The sequence below is a fragment of the Stutzerimonas kunmingensis genome, from assembly GCF_032106285.1.
GTDB classification, from domain to species: Bacteria; Pseudomonadota; Gammaproteobacteria; order Pseudomonadales; family Pseudomonadaceae; genus Stutzerimonas; species Stutzerimonas kunmingensis_B.
Genome location: NZ_DAMCPO010000005.1, coordinates 1 through 14,173, shown reverse-complemented (window position 1 = coordinate 14,173; position 14,173 = coordinate 1). Strand labels below are relative to the sequence as shown.

Below are 14,173 nucleotides of genomic sequence, written 5' to 3'. Positions count from 1 at the left end.
CGGCAGCGGCCTCGCCCGCAAATGGCTGTGCCTCGGTGTGTGCCCGTTCCCCTTCGCGCCGCGCTCAGATCTCGCCCGAAGAGAGCAGCCCGTGCAGCACCCGGCAATCCGGGGCATAGAGATCGGCCAGTTCCGGCCATTCGTTGTGCGGCACGTTGACCAGTACGCCACGCGCGCCGGCCGCGCGGGCGCACTCCAGGTCGAAGCGGTAGTCACCGACCATCAGCATCGCCGACGGCGCCACGCCCCAACGTTCCGCCAGATGCAGCAGCCCGCCCGGATGCGGCTTGGGCGGCGCTTCGTCGCGACCGAGGATGTCCTCGGGCAGGAAACAGTCCCCCATGCCGACTGCGTCAAGAGTCACCCTGGCCAGTTCCTGGGCATTGCGAGTGAGCACTCCAAGCCGGCAGCCGCGCTCGCGCAGAGCATGCAGCAGCTCGCGAGCGCCTTCTGCCGGGCGCGCCGCGCAGGCCAGCTCGCGCTCGTGCTCCAACAGCCAGGCGTGCTTGGCGGCGGCCTCCTCGGCCGGTAGCGCCGCCAGGTGATGGAGGATATCGTCCTCCTCGGGGATTGCCAGCGCGCGGCGGATCGCGGCGAAATCGTGCACGGCGATCGTCAGGGTGCCGTCCATGTCGAACACCCAATGCCGCACCTCGACGATCTTCACATCCAGTCCTCGCGCACGCGGATCAGGCCTTCCTGAGCCACGGAGGCAACCAGCTCGCCCTGGCGATTGAAGATGCTGCCACGGGCGAAGCCACGGGCATTGCCGGCCCAGGGGCTGTCGATGGAGTACAGCAGCCAGTCGTCCATCTTCACTTCGCGGTGGAACCAGATGGCATGATCGAGGCTGGCCAGCTGGATGAACTTGCTCCATGAGCTGACGCCGTGGGGCTGCAACGCGGTGCCGATAAAGCTGAAGTCCGAGGCGTAGGCGAGCAGGTACTTGTGCAGCGCCGGGCTGTCGGGCAGCGAGCCGTCGGCGCGGAACCACAGGTGGCGGACCGGTTCGATCGGCTGCGGGTTGGCCGGATCGACCAGGGTGACCGGGCGAATCTCGATGGGCTTGGGCCGGCGCAGCTTCTCCATCACACGTTCCGGCACCATCGGCGAAAGCTTGTGCAGCAGCTCCCACTCGTTGGGCAGGTCGTCCGGCCCGATCACATCCGGCATCGGCAACTGGTGCTCGTAGCCCGTTTCCTCGGCCTGGAACGAGGCGATGCCGGTGAAGATGGTCTGCCCCTTCTGGATCGCGCTGACCCGTCGCGTGGTGAAGCTGCCGCCATCGCGCACGCGATCGACGTCGTACACCACCGGCTGGTGCGAGTCACCGGGACGCAGGAAATAGCCGTGCAGCGAATGCACATGGCGCTCCGGCGTCACCGTCTGGCTGGCAGCGGAGATCACCTGGCCGAGCACCTGCCCGCCGAACAGCTGGGGAAAGCCGAGGTCCTGGCTGGCGCCACGGAACAGGTTTTCCTCGATGCGTTCCAGGGTCAGCAGATTGACCAGGGCGTCGAGTATCTGGGTCATTTCGGCATCCTTGATAAGGGGGGCGGACAGGCGCGCCATGTTACGGATTTCGCCGGCAACGCTCCAGCAACAGGGCTTATTGTCGCCAATCGCCCCGCTGCAGCCGGTAGAGCAGCTGCTCGTGCAACGGGTGCCCCGCCGCCAGCTCCGGGTGGGCAAAGGACGCAGCCTGATCGGCGCGCATGCCCAGCTCCGCCACCAGCTGCTTGGCCGGCTCGTTGATCTGCGCCATGCAGGCGACCACCTCGGGCAATTGCAGGGTGACGAAGGCATGCTGCAGGACCGCCCGTGCCGCCTCGAGCACCAGGCCCTGGCCCCATTGTTCACAGGCCACGCCCCAGCGCAGCTCCACCGCCGAGCCCGGCACCGACGACGGCGCCCAGACCAGCCCGCAGTAGCCGATAAAGGCACCACTGTCCTTGCGTTCCAGCGCCCACAGGTCGAAGCCGTGCCGCAGCAGATGAAGGCGACTGCGCACCATCAGCGCGGCGCACTCATCCCGCGACAGCAGGGCCGGGTCGTAGCGCATGACTTCCGGGTCGGCGCACAGCTGCGCCAATGGCTCGAGGTCGTCGTCGTGCCAGCTGCGCAGCCGCAGACGCGAGGTTTCGAGGGCGATTCGATCGACCATCCTTGCTCCTTGAGCGCGCCGACGGGCAGCCTGCATACTGCGGCGCACATCTGTCGAACGCGCGTGGTTCATGTCCCTTCCCCTGGTCTATCACGACGATTACAGCCCGCCGCTGCCGCCGGGCCATCGTTTTCCCATGGAGAAGTTTCGCTTGCTGCGTGACCACCTGGTCACCCTGGGTATGACCACGGACGCGGGCCTGTTGCGCCCGCAACTGTGCAGCAGCGATATCCTCACTCTGGCTCATGACGCCGATTATGTCGCGCGCTACTGCAGCGGCGAGATGGGCCGCGACGAGCTGCGCCGCCTTGGCCTGCCCTGGAGCCCGGAGCTGGCGCAGCGCACCGTGCGGGCGGTAGGCGGCTCGCTGCTGGCCGCCGAGCAGGCACTGCAGCATGGCCTGGCCTGCCACCTGGCCGGCGGCACGCACCATGCGCATCGCGATCACGCCTCCGGCTTCTGCATCTTCAACGACCTGGCGGTGATCGCGCTGTATCTGCTGGAGAGCGGACGTGTCGGGCGCGTGCTGATCTTCGACTGTGACGTGCACCAGGGCGACGGCACCGCGCGCATCCTGGGGAGCGTGCCGGACGCAGTGACCGTCTCGCTGCACTGCGAGAAGAACTTCCCCACCCGCAAGGCCCATAGCGACTGGGATATTCCGCTGCCACCGGGCATGGGCGATGAGGCGTACCTCAAGGTCGTGCACGACACGCTGAACTACCTGCTGCCGATCTATCAGCCGGACCTGGTGCTATATGACGCCGGTGTCGACGTCCACCGAGACGACGCCCTGGGCCTGCTCTCGCTGACCGACGCGGGACTCGCCGCGCGCGACAGCGCGGTGCTCGATCACTGCCTGGGCCGTGACATTCCCGTGGTCGGCCTGATCGGCGGCGGCTACGACAAGGACCGTGCCCTGCTCGCCCGTCGTCATGCGACCTTGCATGTCAGCGCCCACTCGGCCTGGCAGCGCCACGGGCTCGGCTGAGCCACCGTCAGCAGCTACAATGCCCGCCCCGCTCGCCTGCCCGGTTGCCACCATGCCCCAGCCCTCCTCTTTTCGCGTCGCCATCATCGGTGGTGGTCCGGCCGGCCTGATGGCCGCCGAGGTGCTCGGGCAGGCAGGCGTGAATGTCGACCTGTATGACGCCATGCCCTCGGTGGGGCGCAAGTTCCTGCTGGCCGGCGTCGGCGGCATGAACATCACCCATGCCGAGGACTACGCCGCGTTCGTCAGCCGCTACGCCGAGCGCGCTGGCGACCTGCGCCCGCTGCTCGATGCCTTCACCCCGGATGCGCTGCGTGAATGGATTCACGGGCTGGGCATCAACACCTTCGTCGGCAGTTCGGGCCGAGTGTTTCCCACCGACATGAAGGCCGCGCCCCTCCTGCGCGCCTGGCTCAAGCGCCTGCGCGAGAACGGTGTACGCATCCATACCCGCCAGCGCTGGCTGGGCTGGGACGCTGAGGGCGCGCTGCGCCTCGCCGGGCCGGAAGGCGAAAGCCTGATCGAGGCGGACGCCACCCTGCTCGCCCTCGGCGGTGGCAGCTGGGCGAGACTGGGCTCCGATGGCAGCTGGGTGCCGTTGCTCAAGGCCCGCGGAATCGCCATCGCACCGCTGCAGCCGGCCAACTGCGGCTTCGAAGTGGCCGGCTGGAGTGCGCATCTGCGGGAGAAGTTCGCCGGAGCGCCGCTGAAGACGGTCAGCCTGGCGTTGCCCGGCGAAGCACCGCGCAAGGGCGAGTTCGTGCTCACCGCCACGGGCATCGAGGGCAGCCTGGTCTATGCACTGTCCGCGCGCATCCGTGAGGCGATCAATCGCGACGGCGCCGCCACCGTGCTGCTCGACCTGCTGCCCGATCGCAGCCAGGCGCAGATTGCCGACGCCCTGGCCCGACCGCGCGGTTCGCAGTCGATGGCCAAGCACCTGCACCGCCAGCTGAAGCTCGATGGCGTCAAGGCGGCGCTGTTGCGCGAGCTGACCGATGCCACGACCTTCCAGGCCCCGCAGGCCCTGGCCGCCGCGATCAAGGCGCTGCCCATCCGCCTGGTCCGCCCGCGTCCGCTGGACGAGGCGATCAGCAGCGCCGGCGGCGTGCCCTTCGAGGAACTGGACGAGGATCTGATGCTGCGCCGGCTACCCGGCGTGTTCTGCGCTGGCGAAATGCTCGACTGGGAAGCGCCGACCGGTGGCTATCTGCTGACCGCCTGCTTTGCCAGCGGACGCGCCGCAGCCGAAGGCATGCTGCGCTGGCTGCGTGCCAACGTGCCGGCAAACGCGCCGCGCTGAACGGTGCGCTGCCGGCCGCACGGCCTGCTACATCTTCATCACGATACGGCCTTCGATGCGCCCGGCGCGCATGTCGTCGAAGATCTGGTTGATGTTGTCCAGGCTGTCGGTGTGGATGGTCGCCTTGACCAGGCCCTCGCCGGCGAAATCCAGCGCCTCCTGCAGATCGGCGCGGGTGCCGACGATCGAGCCGGTGATGCTGATGGCCTTGAGCACGACGTCGAAGATCGGCGTCGGGAAGTCTCCCGGCGGCAGCCCGACCAGCGCCACGGTGCCATGCCGCCGCGCCATGCCGATGGCCTGGCCGAAGGCGCTGTTGGACACCGCGGTGACCAGCACTCCGTGGGCGCCGCCGATATCGCGCTGGACCACCTCCACGGGATTCTCCGTGCGCGCGTTGATGGTCAGCTTGGCCCCCAGACGCTTGGCCAGCTCCAGCTTGGCGTCATCCACATCCACCGCCACCACGTGCAGCCCCATTGCCTTGGCGTACTGCACCGCGACGTGACCGAGGCCGCCGATGCCGGAGATCACCACCCACTGGCCGGGGCGTGCACCGGTGACCTTGAGGCCCTTGTAGACAGTGACACCGGCGCAGAGAATCGGCGCGATCTCGTCGAACTCGACGTTCTTCGGCAGGATGCCAACGTAGTTCGGGTCGGCCAGCACGTATTCTGCGTAGCCGCCATTGACCGAGTAGCCGGTGTTCTGCTGGCCTTCGCAGAGGGTTTCCCAGCCGGTCAGGCAGTGCTCGCAGCAGCCGCAGGCGGTGTACAGCCAGGGCACGCCGACGCGATCGCCCTCCTTCACCCGGGTCACGCCGGCACCCACCGCCGCGACGTGGCCAACGCCTTCATGGCCGGGAATGAACGGCAGGGACGGTTTCACCGGCCAGTCGCCCTCGGCAGCGTGCAGGTCGGTGTGGCAGACGCCGGAGGCGGCGATCTTCACCAGGATCTGACCGGGGCCGGGCATCGGCACCTTGACTTCCTCGAGGCGCAGCGGCTCGCCGAAGGCGTGAACCACTGCCGCTTTCATGGTCTGGGTCATGGGCTTGCTCCTTGATTCGGGACGTTCGAGTCTGCGCCAGGCAGACGGCAGCAAGCCTAGACCCAGATCAATCATCGGGCAGAGTGGCCGACCATCCGTCGAGCACCGCTGCACGAATGTTCCAGACGATGGCCAGCCCGGCAGACGATACTCAACCCGAGCAACGCGCGCCGAAGCGTCACCGGAGTCACCGCCATGGGCAACAATGACTGGATCGAGCTGAACAGGGATGCCGAAACCGGCATCGAGACGATCCGCGCCCATTTCGAAGGCCACGCCTACGATCCGCACTTCCACGACAGCTACCTGATCGGCTTCACCGAACAGGGCGTGCAACAGTTCCATTGCCGCAAGGCACTGCACAGCAGCACCCCAGGCCAGGTCTTTCTGCTCGAACCCGGCGAGCTGCACGATGGCCACGCCCCGGCCCGGGGCGGCTTCACCTACTCGATGCTCTACCTCGACCCGCACTGGCTGGAGCGCGAGCTGCGCGGGCTGTTCGAGGACGCGCCAGGCGATTGCCAGCCGGCATTCGCCAAGACGCTGGCCAGCGAGCCCGAGTTGCTGGCGGTGATTGCCGAAGCCTTCCAGGCGCTGCAGAGCCGCGATCTGCGCATCGTCCGCCAGGCCGCGCTGGATGCATTGCTGGCCAAGCTGGCGCGACATCTGGCCTGGCGCCCGCGGCTCGACAGCGATCCGCGCATGCCGCTGGTGGCACTGCGGGCACGGGATTATCTGCACGCGCACATGGAGCAGGACCTGGGCCTGGACGAGCTGGCCTGGGCAAGCGGTGTCGATCGCTTCCGCCTGTCGCGGGCGTTCAAGGCCGCGTTCGGCATCGCGCCGCATGCCTATCTGGTCCAGCTGCGCCTGGCCAGGGCACGACAGCTGCTGGCCAGCGGGCAGCCACCGGCGCGGGTGGCGATGACACTGGGTTTCGCCGACCAGAGTCATATGGGCCGCTGGTTTCGCCGCGCATACGGCCTGACCCCGGCCCATTACCGCAGGCGCTGCTCGAATCTTCCAGACCGCTGAACCGGCAGGCGCGATCATTCGGCCATCCGCAACCCGACGGAGCCGATCGCCATGTCGCCCAACCCCCGCCCTGACCGCTCCCACGAAACGAGGCCGCAACGATGAGCCAGTGGCTGCCTTTCGTGCTGTTTGCCTTCGTCGCCTCCATCACCCCGGGCCCGACCAACATCCTGGTGCTGAGCAACAGCTCGCGCTTCGGCCTGCTGGCGGCGCTTCCCATCATCTTTGGCGCCTGCGCGGCCGCGGCGCTGATCGTGCTGCTAGTGGGCCTTGGCGCCGGCGAATGGCTGCTGCGCCATCCGCCATTGCAGCAGGCGATGGCCTGGCTCGGGGTCGGCTGGCTGCTCTACCTGGCCTGGCAGATCGCCCGCAGCCCGACCGAAGCGATCGAAGCCGACGCCGCCAGCCGTCGACTCGGCGCCCTGGGTGCCGCCGGGCTGCAGGTGATCAACCCGAAGGTATGGATGATGGCGCTGGCGGTGGTCGGCGTGTTCAGCGGCGCCAACGCCGATGCCGGGCGCTACGCCATCCACGCGCTGCTGTTCTTCCTGATCGCCCTGCCCTGCCTGGCGGCCTGGGCCCTGCTCGGCGCCGGTGCGGCCCGGCTGCTGCGCTCGGCGACACATTTACGCCGCTTCAACCAGGCGATGGCGTTGCTGCTGGTGGTGTCGGCGCTGGCGAGCCTATGACGGAGCGAGTGGAAGGGCTGCGCCGTTCCCACCCTGCGGACGGCTCAGCGCTTCTTAGCCGGTTTGCCGCCGCCGAGGCTCGGCACCTTGCGAATCGGCCGGGCGTTGGGCTTTTCGTTCTCCTCGAACCAGTTGCCGAGATGGATCTTGCCCTTGCCGGCAGTTTCCTTGGGCTTCTTGGGTTTCTTCGGTTTCTTGATGATCTGCCCGCCCAGCGCCGTGGCCGGCACGCGGTGATCCGGTACGAAGCCCGGCTCGTCATGCCGCGGCAGCACCTGATTGATCAGGGTCTCGATGGCGGCCAGCTGGTCCACCTCGTCGGCGGCGACCAGGGAGATCGCCTCGCCACTGGCTCCGGCGCGGCCGGTACGACCGATGCGATGCACGTAATCCTCGGCGACGATGGGCAGGTCGAAGTTGACCACCTGCGGCAGGTCGTGAATGTCCAGTCCGCGCGCCGCCACGTCGGTCGCCACCAGCACCTGCACCTCGCCAGCCTTGAAGCGCTCCAGCGCGCGCAGACGCGAGGCCTGCGGCTTGTCGCCGTGGATCGCGTCGCTGGCGATGCCCTGCGCCTGCAGCTCGTCCACCAGCTGATCGACGCCCTTGCGCGTCTTGACGAATACCAGCACCTGACCCCAGCGCCGCTCCGCCAGCAGATGCAGGAACAGCTCGCTCTTGCGCTTCTTGTCCACCGGCACCAGCCACTGCTTGACCGTCTTCGCCGCCGCATTGCGCGGGCTGACCTCGACCGACAACGGGTCGCGCAGCAGCTCGCGGGCCATCTGCCGGATCGGTTCGGAGAAGGTCGCGGAAAACAGCAGGGTCTGGCGCTTTTTCGGCAAAGCGGAGAACAGCGCATCCAGTTCTTCAGCAAAACCGAGGTCGAGCATGCGGTCCGCCTCGTCGAGCACCAGCGCCTGCAACTGGGCGAAACCGACGGCGTTCTGCCGGTAGAGGTCGAGCAGGCGCCCCGGGGTGGCCACCAGCACATCGATGCCCTTGCGCAGCGCCATCATCTGCGGATTGATGCTCACGCCGCCGTACACCGCGTAGGTGCGCAGCGGCAGGTTCTGCCCGTACACGCGAAAGCTCTCGTGAACCTGCTCGGCCAGTTCACGGGTCGGCACCAGTACCAGCGCGCGCACCGAATTGCTCGCCACCTTGGCGCCTTCCATGGTCAGGCGCTGCAGCAATGGCAGGGCGAAACCGGCGGTCTTGCCGGTACCGGTCTGCGCCGCTGCCATCAGGTCGCGGCCTTTGAGCACGGAGGGAATGGCCTCGGCCTGCACCGGCGTCGGCTTGCGATAGTCGAGGGTTTCCAGGGTCCGCAGCAGCGGATCGATCAGGCCCAGGGAGGCGAAGGTCATGGCAGGCTCGCGGCGCCGATTCGGCGCGGTGAAAAAGGGCGGATTCTAGCAGCAGCCCGCCCTGCTCGGCGCCACCGGCCCAACATGGCACGGCGGTTTTTCCCATCGCGATGGTGGCATGCAGCGACGCGCTGTCGCAGGATAAGGCGGTCCCGCTGCCCGATGCCCCCACGGAGCCCACATGGAAGCGCTGCTCGCCCATGGCCCTTTCGCCGAATTCGCCCTGCTGCTGATCATCTCGGCAGTGGTCGGCGCCATCGCCGTGAGCCTGCGCCAGCCGCTGCTGATCTCCTACATCGTGGTCGGCATCCTGCTCGGGCCGGCGGTGTTCGGGCCGGTCAACGCCGCTGACCAGATCCATCTGCTGGCCGAGATCGGCGTCGCCGTGCTGCTGTTCGTGGTCGGTCTCAAGCTCGATCTCGCGCATATCCGCAATATCGGCCCGGTGGCGCTGGCCACGGGGCTGGGGCAGCTGACCTTCACCATCATCTTCGGCTTCGCGCTCACCCTGCTGATGGGCAAGAGCGCCATGGAGGCGATCTACATCGCCGTGGCGCTGACCTTCTCCAGCACCATCATCATCGTCAAGCTGCTCTCGGACAAACAGGAGCTGGACTCGCTGCACGGGCGCATCGCAGTGGGCTTTCTGATCGTTCAGGATCTGGCCGTGGTGCTGGCGATGATGACCATGAGCGCCCTGCGCGGTGCTGGCGATGCCGGCTGGGCGGAGGTGTCCGGCTCGCTGCTGCTGCGCCTGGGCGGTGCGGCGGTGCTGCTCTACCTGCTGATGCGCTACGTGCTGCCGGATCTGGTCAGCCGCATGGCGCGCTCGCAGGAGCTGCTGCTGATCTTCGCCATCGCCTGGGGCACCGGGCTTGCCGCGCTCGGCGATTATGTCGGCTTCAGCAAGGAGGCCGGCGCCTTCGTCGCCGGCTTCTCGCTGGCCTCCACGGCGTACCGCGAAGCAATGAACGCCCGGCTGACCGGCATTCGCGATTTCATGCTGCTGTTCTTCTTCATCGACCTGGGCGGCAAGCTGGACTTCTCCACCCTCGGCAACGAGCTGCTGCCAGCCCTCGTGCTGGCGCTGTTCGTGCTGATCGGCAACCCGCTGATCGTCATGGCGATCATGGGCTACATGGGCTATCGCAAGCGCACCGGCTTTCTCGCCGGGCTGACGGTGGCGCAGATCAGCGAGTTCTCCATCGTCTTCGTCGCCATGGGCATCAGTCTCGGCCATGTCGGGCCGCAGGCGCTGGGCCTGACTACGCTGGTGGGCCTGGTGACCATCATGCTCTCGACCTACATGATTCTGTTCTCGCAACCGCTCTACGAACGGCTGGCGCCGTGGCTGGGGCTGTTCGAGCGCAAGCGTCCCTATCGTGAGCTGGAGGTGGAAGCGCAGGGTCGTCCGCAGGGGCAGCCGCGCATCATCATCTTCGGCCTGGGCCGCTATGGCTCGCGCCTGCTGCAACAGCTGGCCGCCGAGCGCATGCCGGTGCTGGGCGTGGACTTCGATCCGGAAGCGGTACGCGCGCTGCGCCGTGCCAGGCTGCCGGTACGCTTCGGCGATGGCGAGGACCCGAGCTTTCTCGAGTCGCTGCCCTTGCAGCATGCCGAATGGGTGGTCACCAGCTTTCCGCAATGGGAATCCAATCGCGCCTTCCTCCACGCGCTCAAGCATGCCGGCTTCACCGGCAAGATCGCCGGCGTGGTGCGCGACGACCAGCACGGCAAGGCGCTGGACGCGGCCGGCGTCGCGCGGGTGCTCAATCCGTTCACCGATGCGGCAGACTACGCCGCACGCAGCCTGCTCGAAGAGCTGGGCGGCGAACGGACCGGCGGACTGCAGTGATCGCCGATGCGGCCGTTAACCTGACCGTCAGCCCGCCACCGAGTGTCTTCATGAATCCAGGAAACACCGCTCACAACCCCGCGCCAGATGCCTACCCGTGCCATGGTGCCACCGAGCACGGCGCCTGCCCCAGTTGCGCCAGCGGCGAACGCCTCGGCTTCGGCTTCAGCTATGCCTTCCAGCCGATAGTCGATCTGCGCCGCCGCGAAATTTTCGCTCACGAAGCACTGGTGCGCGGCACTGGCGGCGAGCCCGCCCCCAGCGTGCTAGCTCAGGTGAACGAGCAGAACCGCTTCCGCTTCGACCAGGCCGGCCGAGTCAAGGCAATCAAGACTGCCGCCAAGCTCGGCATGCAGAGCAAGCTGTCGATCAACTTCATGCCCAATGCGATCTACCGCCCCGAGCTGTGCATCCGCTCGACGCTGGAAGCCGCCCGTGCCCACGACTTTCCCATCGAGCAAATCATCTTCGAGACCGTCGAAGGCGAGCGCATCAACGACGGCAAGTGGCTGACCGAAGTCTTCCGCGAATACCAGCGCATCGGCTTTCTCACCGCCATCGACGACTTCGGTGCGGGCTTTGCCGGGCTCAATCTGCTGGCCGATTTCCAGCCGGACATCATCAAGCTGGACATGGACCTGATCCGCGGCATCGACCAGAGCCGCACGCGTCAGGCCATCGTCCGGGCGACGGTGGGGATGTGTGAGGAGTTGGGTATCAAGGTGATCGGCGAAGGCGTGGAAACCGCCGACGAATGCAGCGCCCTGTTCGATCTGGGCATCCATCTGATGCAGGGCTATCTGTTCAGCCGACCGCTGTTCGAGGCCTGTGGCCAGGCGGAACAGCTCGCCTGGCCACAGTAAGTATCAGCTGCGCAGCAGCTTGAGCAGTTCCTCTGCCGCCGCTTCCGATGAGGCCGGGTTCTGCCCGGTCACCAGCAGCCCGTCGACCTGCACATAGGGCGTCCAGTCCGCACCCTTGCTGTACTGGCCGCCACGCTCGCGCAGGCGGTCCTCGAGCAGGAACGGCACTACATCGGTCAGCTCCACACCCGCTTCCTCGCCATTGGTGAAGCCGGTGACGCGCCTACCCTTGACCAGATACTCGCCATCCTTGCCGCGCACCTCGGTCAACGCCGCCGGTGCGTGGCAGACCGCGGCCACCGGCTTGTCGGCCTTGACGAAGGACTCGATCAGGGCGATGGAGGTCGGGTTGTCCACCAGGTCCCACAGCGGGCCGTGGCCGCCCGGATAGAACACCGCGTCGAAATCCTCGACCGAGACCTGATCCAGACGATAGGTGTTGGCCAGCAGCGTCTGCGCCTCGCCATCGCCGTTGAAGCGCTCGGTGGCCTCGGTCTGGGCGTCGGGCTCGTCGCTCTTCGGGTCCAGCGGCGGCTCGCCACCCTCGGGCGACGCAAGCACCACCTGCGCCCCGGCATCCATGAAGGCGTAATACGGCGCGGCGAATTCCTCCAGCCAGAAGCCGGTCTGTTTGCCGGTGTCACCCAGCTGGTCATGGGACGTGAGCACGATAAGAATTTTCATGGAGCCTCCTTGTTGAAGCGCGACGTGAACAGTTGAGACTGCCGTTCTGGGCGCATTGCTCCGCGGCCAAATCACATCCATGAAAAAGGGCGTCGCAGCGCCCTTCTAAACCCCGTTCAGGTCAGATACGGAAGCTGTCCACCAGCTGCTTCAGGCGGCGCGCCTGCTGATCCAGGTCGCCGCAGGCGCGCAGGGTCGACTGCAGGTTCTCCACGCCTTGCTGGTTCAGCGTGTTGATCTCGGTGATGTCCATGTTCAGCGACTCGATCACCGCGGTCTGCTCTTCGGTGGCGGTGGCCACCGACTGGTTCATGCCGTCGATCTCGCCGATGCGCTGGGTCACTTCGCCGAGGCGCTCGCCGGCGCGGTCGGCGATGGAGACGCTGGACTCACTCTGCCGCTGGCTTTCGGTCATGGTCTGCACCGAAGCGCCGGCACCGACCTGCAGCTGCTCGATCATCTGCTGGATTTCCTGCGCCGAGCTCTGGGTGCGATGCGCCAGGTTGCGCACCTCGTCGGCGACCACGGCAAAGCCGCGTCCCGCCTCCCCGGCCCGCGCCGCCTCGATGGCGGCGTTCAGCGCGAGCAGGTTGGTCTGCTCGGAAATGCCCTTGATCACCTCGAGAATCTGACCGATGTCCACGGTCTTGGCATTGAGCGCCTCGATCTGCCCGCAGGACGCGCTGATCTTCGCCGACAGCTCGCGCATCGCGGCGATGTTCTGCTCCACCACCTGGCGACCGTCTTCGGCCTGATGTCGCGCGCCACTGGCGTGCTGCGAGGCATCTGCCGCGTTGCGGGCGATCTCCTGGGCGGCGGCGCCAAGTTCGTTGATCGCCGCCGCCACGCTGTTGGTGCGACTGGCCTGCTCGTCGGAGTTGGCCATCGATGCGTTCGAAGCGCCGAGCACGCGTTGTGCCACTTCGTTGACCTGCAGCGTGGCCGAGGACACCTCGCGGATCGATTCATGGATACGTTCGACGAAGCGGTTGAAGGCGGTCGCCAGCTGACCGAACTCATCCATGGACTGCACGGCGAGGCGCCGGGTCAGGTCACCCTCGCCCTCGGCGATGTTGGCCATAGCGCGGCCCATATCGGTGAGTGGACGCATCAGTACACGAATCAGCATGCCCAGCAGCATCAGAATGAACGCCACGGCGGCAACCGTGGCAACCAGCGCGGTGGTGCGGAAACTGGTCAGCGCGGCATAGGCCTTGTCACGATCCAGCGAAATACCCACGTACCACTGCACCGAAGGCAGGCCCTTGACTGGGCTGAAGCCGAGGATGCGCGGATTACCCTCAAGCTGCGCCTCGACATAGCCACTACTGAGCGACGGCGTATTCTGCGGGTAAATATCCTGGAGCGACTTCATCACCATCTGCTGATCGGGATGGACCAGCACCTTGCCGTCGCCGCTGACAAGAAAGGCGTACCCCATGCCATCAAAATCCAGCGCGTTGAGCATATCCACCAGAGTTTTCAGGCCTAGGTCGCCACCAACTACACCCGTCGCGCCCTGGCCGCTTTTGACCGGGGTTGCGACTGTCACAACCAGCTCGTTCAGCGTGGCATCCAGGTAAGGTTCGGTCAGCGTCGTGCCATCTGCAGACAGCGCATCCTTGTACCAGGGGCGAGTTCTCGCATCGTAGTCGTCCGGCATGGCCTCGTAAGGGCGGAGGATATAGCTGCCATCGGCTCCGCCGAGATAGGTGAACATGAACGTAGAGGCCAGTGCGCGTTGTTCGAGCAGACTGCCAACAGACTCTGCCGAGTCATCCCGGCCGATGGTCTGCGCAGCGCTTTCCACCAGCAGGATACGGCCTGACAGCCAGTTCTGAATGTTGTGGGCGGTAACCTCGCCCATTTCCCCCAGGTAGCTTTCGAGGTTGGCGCGAATGGCGCTCCGCTGCAGATAATCGTTATAGAGGGTAAACAGCGCAAAAGTTGCGATCACCACTAACGAGGCGGCCAGCAGAATCTTGTGGCTGAACTTGAGATGACTAGACATTTGAGGCGCATCCGAATGACTGAACGGGGTGCTGGCATCCTGCGCACTGTGCATTCCTTTGATCTCAATCACTTTTTCGGCCGTTCCCAAAGAAACTTGACCTACTAGTGGCCTGAGCGGTTAGTTCAATAATCTATTTTTCATCGCGCCAAGTTTAG

Annotated in this window: 13 protein-coding genes; 6 read left to right on the top strand and 7 right to left on the bottom strand. The window is 66.4% G+C overall.

What is annotated here, in order from left to right; translation table 11 throughout:
* Window positions 1-64: 64 nt before the first annotated feature.
* The 3 genes from RT582_RS05455 to RT582_RS05445 all read right to left on the bottom strand — a co-directional run bounded on the left by RT582_RS05455 (window position 65) and on the right by RT582_RS05445 (window position 2,164).
* The gene (locus tag RT582_RS05455; protein WP_313476907.1) at window positions 65-667 is read right to left on the bottom strand and encodes an HAD family hydrolase; all 603 of its coding nucleotides are present in this window, start codon (window positions 665-667) and stop codon (window positions 65-67) included.
* Window positions 664-1,533, bottom strand: a complete 870-nt coding sequence (gene tesB / locus RT582_RS05450) for an acyl-CoA thioesterase II (protein ID WP_013981787.1) — start codon at window positions 1,531-1,533, stop codon at window positions 664-666. The genes RT582_RS05455 and tesB overlap by 4 nt, the downstream gene beginning before the upstream one ends.
* A 76-nt stretch (window positions 1,534-1,609) precedes the next feature.
* Window positions 1,610-2,164 (bottom strand): GNAT family N-acetyltransferase, encoded by a 555-nt coding sequence (locus RT582_RS05445; protein WP_095460603.1) that lies wholly within the window; start codon window positions 2,162-2,164, stop codon window positions 1,610-1,612.
* Between the two features lie 70 nt (window positions 2,165-2,234).
* Here RT582_RS05445 and RT582_RS05440 point away from each other — a divergent pair, with 70 nt between their 5' ends.
* On the top strand, window positions 2,235-3,155 hold the full coding sequence (locus RT582_RS05440) for a histone deacetylase family protein (RefSeq protein WP_313476904.1): 921 nt from the start codon (window positions 2,235-2,237) through the stop codon (window positions 3,153-3,155).
* Window positions 3,156-3,174: 19 nt separating this feature from the next.
* Window positions 3,175-4,458, top strand: coding sequence for an NAD(P)/FAD-dependent oxidoreductase (locus RT582_RS05435; RefSeq protein ID WP_313476902.1), 1,284 nt, complete (start codon window positions 3,175-3,177; stop codon window positions 4,456-4,458).
* A 27-nt stretch (window positions 4,459-4,485) separates the two neighbouring features.
* Here the strand turns inward: RT582_RS05435 and adhP are convergent, their stop codons facing one another.
* Complete coding sequence (gene adhP / locus RT582_RS05430; RefSeq protein WP_013981783.1) at window positions 4,486-5,508, bottom strand: alcohol dehydrogenase AdhP; 1,023 nt, start codon at window positions 5,506-5,508, stop codon at window positions 4,486-4,488.
* 195 nt (window positions 5,509-5,703) lie between these two features.
* Between adhP and RT582_RS05425 the strand changes: the two genes are divergently transcribed.
* Together RT582_RS05425 and RT582_RS05420 are read left to right on the top strand one after the other, a co-directional pair.
* Window positions 5,704-6,543 (top strand): AraC family transcriptional regulator, encoded by an 840-nt coding sequence (locus RT582_RS05425; protein ID WP_011912070.1) that lies wholly within the window; start codon window positions 5,704-5,706, stop codon window positions 6,541-6,543.
* 101 nt (window positions 6,544-6,644) lie between these two features.
* Window positions 6,645-7,232: a LysE family translocator gene (locus RT582_RS05420; RefSeq protein ID WP_045159165.1), complete on the top strand. Its 588-nt coding sequence runs from the start codon at window positions 6,645-6,647 to the stop codon at window positions 7,230-7,232.
* A gap of 44 nt (window positions 7,233-7,276) precedes the next feature.
* Here RT582_RS05420 and RT582_RS05415 read toward each other — a convergent pair whose 3' ends face one another.
* Window positions 7,277-8,602 carry a DEAD/DEAH box helicase gene (locus RT582_RS05415; protein ID WP_313476900.1) on the bottom strand — a complete coding sequence of 442 codons (1,326 nt, stop codon included), beginning with the start codon at window positions 8,600-8,602 and terminating at the stop codon, window positions 7,277-7,279.
* A 181-nt stretch (window positions 8,603-8,783) separates the two neighbouring features.
* Between RT582_RS05415 and RT582_RS05410 the strand changes: the two genes are divergently transcribed.
* Both RT582_RS05410 and rimA read left to right on the top strand, forming a co-directional pair.
* Window positions 8,784-10,457, top strand: coding sequence for a cation:proton antiporter (locus tag RT582_RS05410; RefSeq protein ID WP_011912067.1), 1,674 nt, complete (start codon window positions 8,784-8,786; stop codon window positions 10,455-10,457).
* 50 nt (window positions 10,458-10,507) lie between these two features.
* Window positions 10,508-11,320 (top strand): S6 modification regulatory phosphodiesterase RimA, encoded by an 813-nt coding sequence (rimA, locus tag RT582_RS05405; RefSeq protein WP_313476898.1) that lies wholly within the window; start codon window positions 10,508-10,510, stop codon window positions 11,318-11,320.
* A 3-nt stretch (window positions 11,321-11,323) separates the two neighbouring features.
* On the opposite strand, the gene RT582_RS05400 is transcribed toward rimA, so the two are convergent.
* Both RT582_RS05400 and RT582_RS05395 read right to left on the bottom strand, forming a co-directional pair.
* The gene (locus tag RT582_RS05400) at window positions 11,324-12,004 is read right to left on the bottom strand and encodes a type 1 glutamine amidotransferase domain-containing protein (RefSeq protein WP_313476896.1); all 681 of its coding nucleotides are present in this window, start codon (window positions 12,002-12,004) and stop codon (window positions 11,324-11,326) included.
* 121 nt (window positions 12,005-12,125) lie between these two features.
* Complete coding sequence (locus tag RT582_RS05395) at window positions 12,126-14,015, bottom strand: methyl-accepting chemotaxis protein (protein WP_313476893.1); 1,890 nt, start codon at window positions 14,013-14,015, stop codon at window positions 12,126-12,128.
* Between the last annotated feature and the right edge of the window lie 158 nt (window positions 14,016-14,173).

Excerpts from the sequence above, each read along its gene's own strand:
- tesB (WP_013981787.1), bottom strand. The coding sequence starts at position 1,533 with ATGACCCAGATACTCGACGCCCTGGTCAATCTGCTGACCCTGGAACGC.
- RT582_RS05445 (WP_095460603.1), bottom strand. The coding sequence starts at position 2,164 with ATGGTCGATCGAATCGCCCTCGAAACCTCGCGTCTGCGGCTGCGCAGC.
- RT582_RS05440 (WP_313476904.1), top strand. The coding sequence starts at position 2,235 with ATGTCCCTTCCCCTGGTCTATCACGACGATTACAGCCCGCCGCTGCCG.
- RT582_RS05435 (WP_313476902.1), top strand. The coding sequence starts at position 3,175 with ATGCCCGCCCCGCTCGCCTGCCCGGTTGCCACCATGCCCCAGCCCTCC.
- adhP (WP_013981783.1), bottom strand. The coding sequence starts at position 5,508 with ATGACCCAGACCATGAAAGCGGCAGTGGTTCACGCCTTCGGCGAGCCG.
- RT582_RS05425 (WP_011912070.1), top strand. The coding sequence starts at position 5,704 with ATGGGCAACAATGACTGGATCGAGCTGAACAGGGATGCCGAAACCGGC.
- RT582_RS05420 (WP_045159165.1), top strand. The coding sequence starts at position 6,645 with ATGAGCCAGTGGCTGCCTTTCGTGCTGTTTGCCTTCGTCGCCTCCATC.
- RT582_RS05415 (WP_313476900.1), bottom strand. The coding sequence starts at position 8,602 with ATGACCTTCGCCTCCCTGGGCCTGATCGATCCGCTGCTGCGGACCCTG.
- RT582_RS05410 (WP_011912067.1), top strand. The coding sequence starts at position 8,784 with ATGGAAGCGCTGCTCGCCCATGGCCCTTTCGCCGAATTCGCCCTGCTG.
- rimA (WP_313476898.1), top strand. The coding sequence starts at position 10,508 with ATGAATCCAGGAAACACCGCTCACAACCCCGCGCCAGATGCCTACCCG.
- RT582_RS05400 (WP_313476896.1), bottom strand. The coding sequence starts at position 12,004 with ATGAAAATTCTTATCGTGCTCACGTCCCATGACCAGCTGGGTGACACC.
- RT582_RS05395 (WP_313476893.1), bottom strand. The coding sequence starts at position 14,015 with ATGTCTAGTCATCTCAAGTTCAGCCACAAGATTCTGCTGGCCGCCTCG.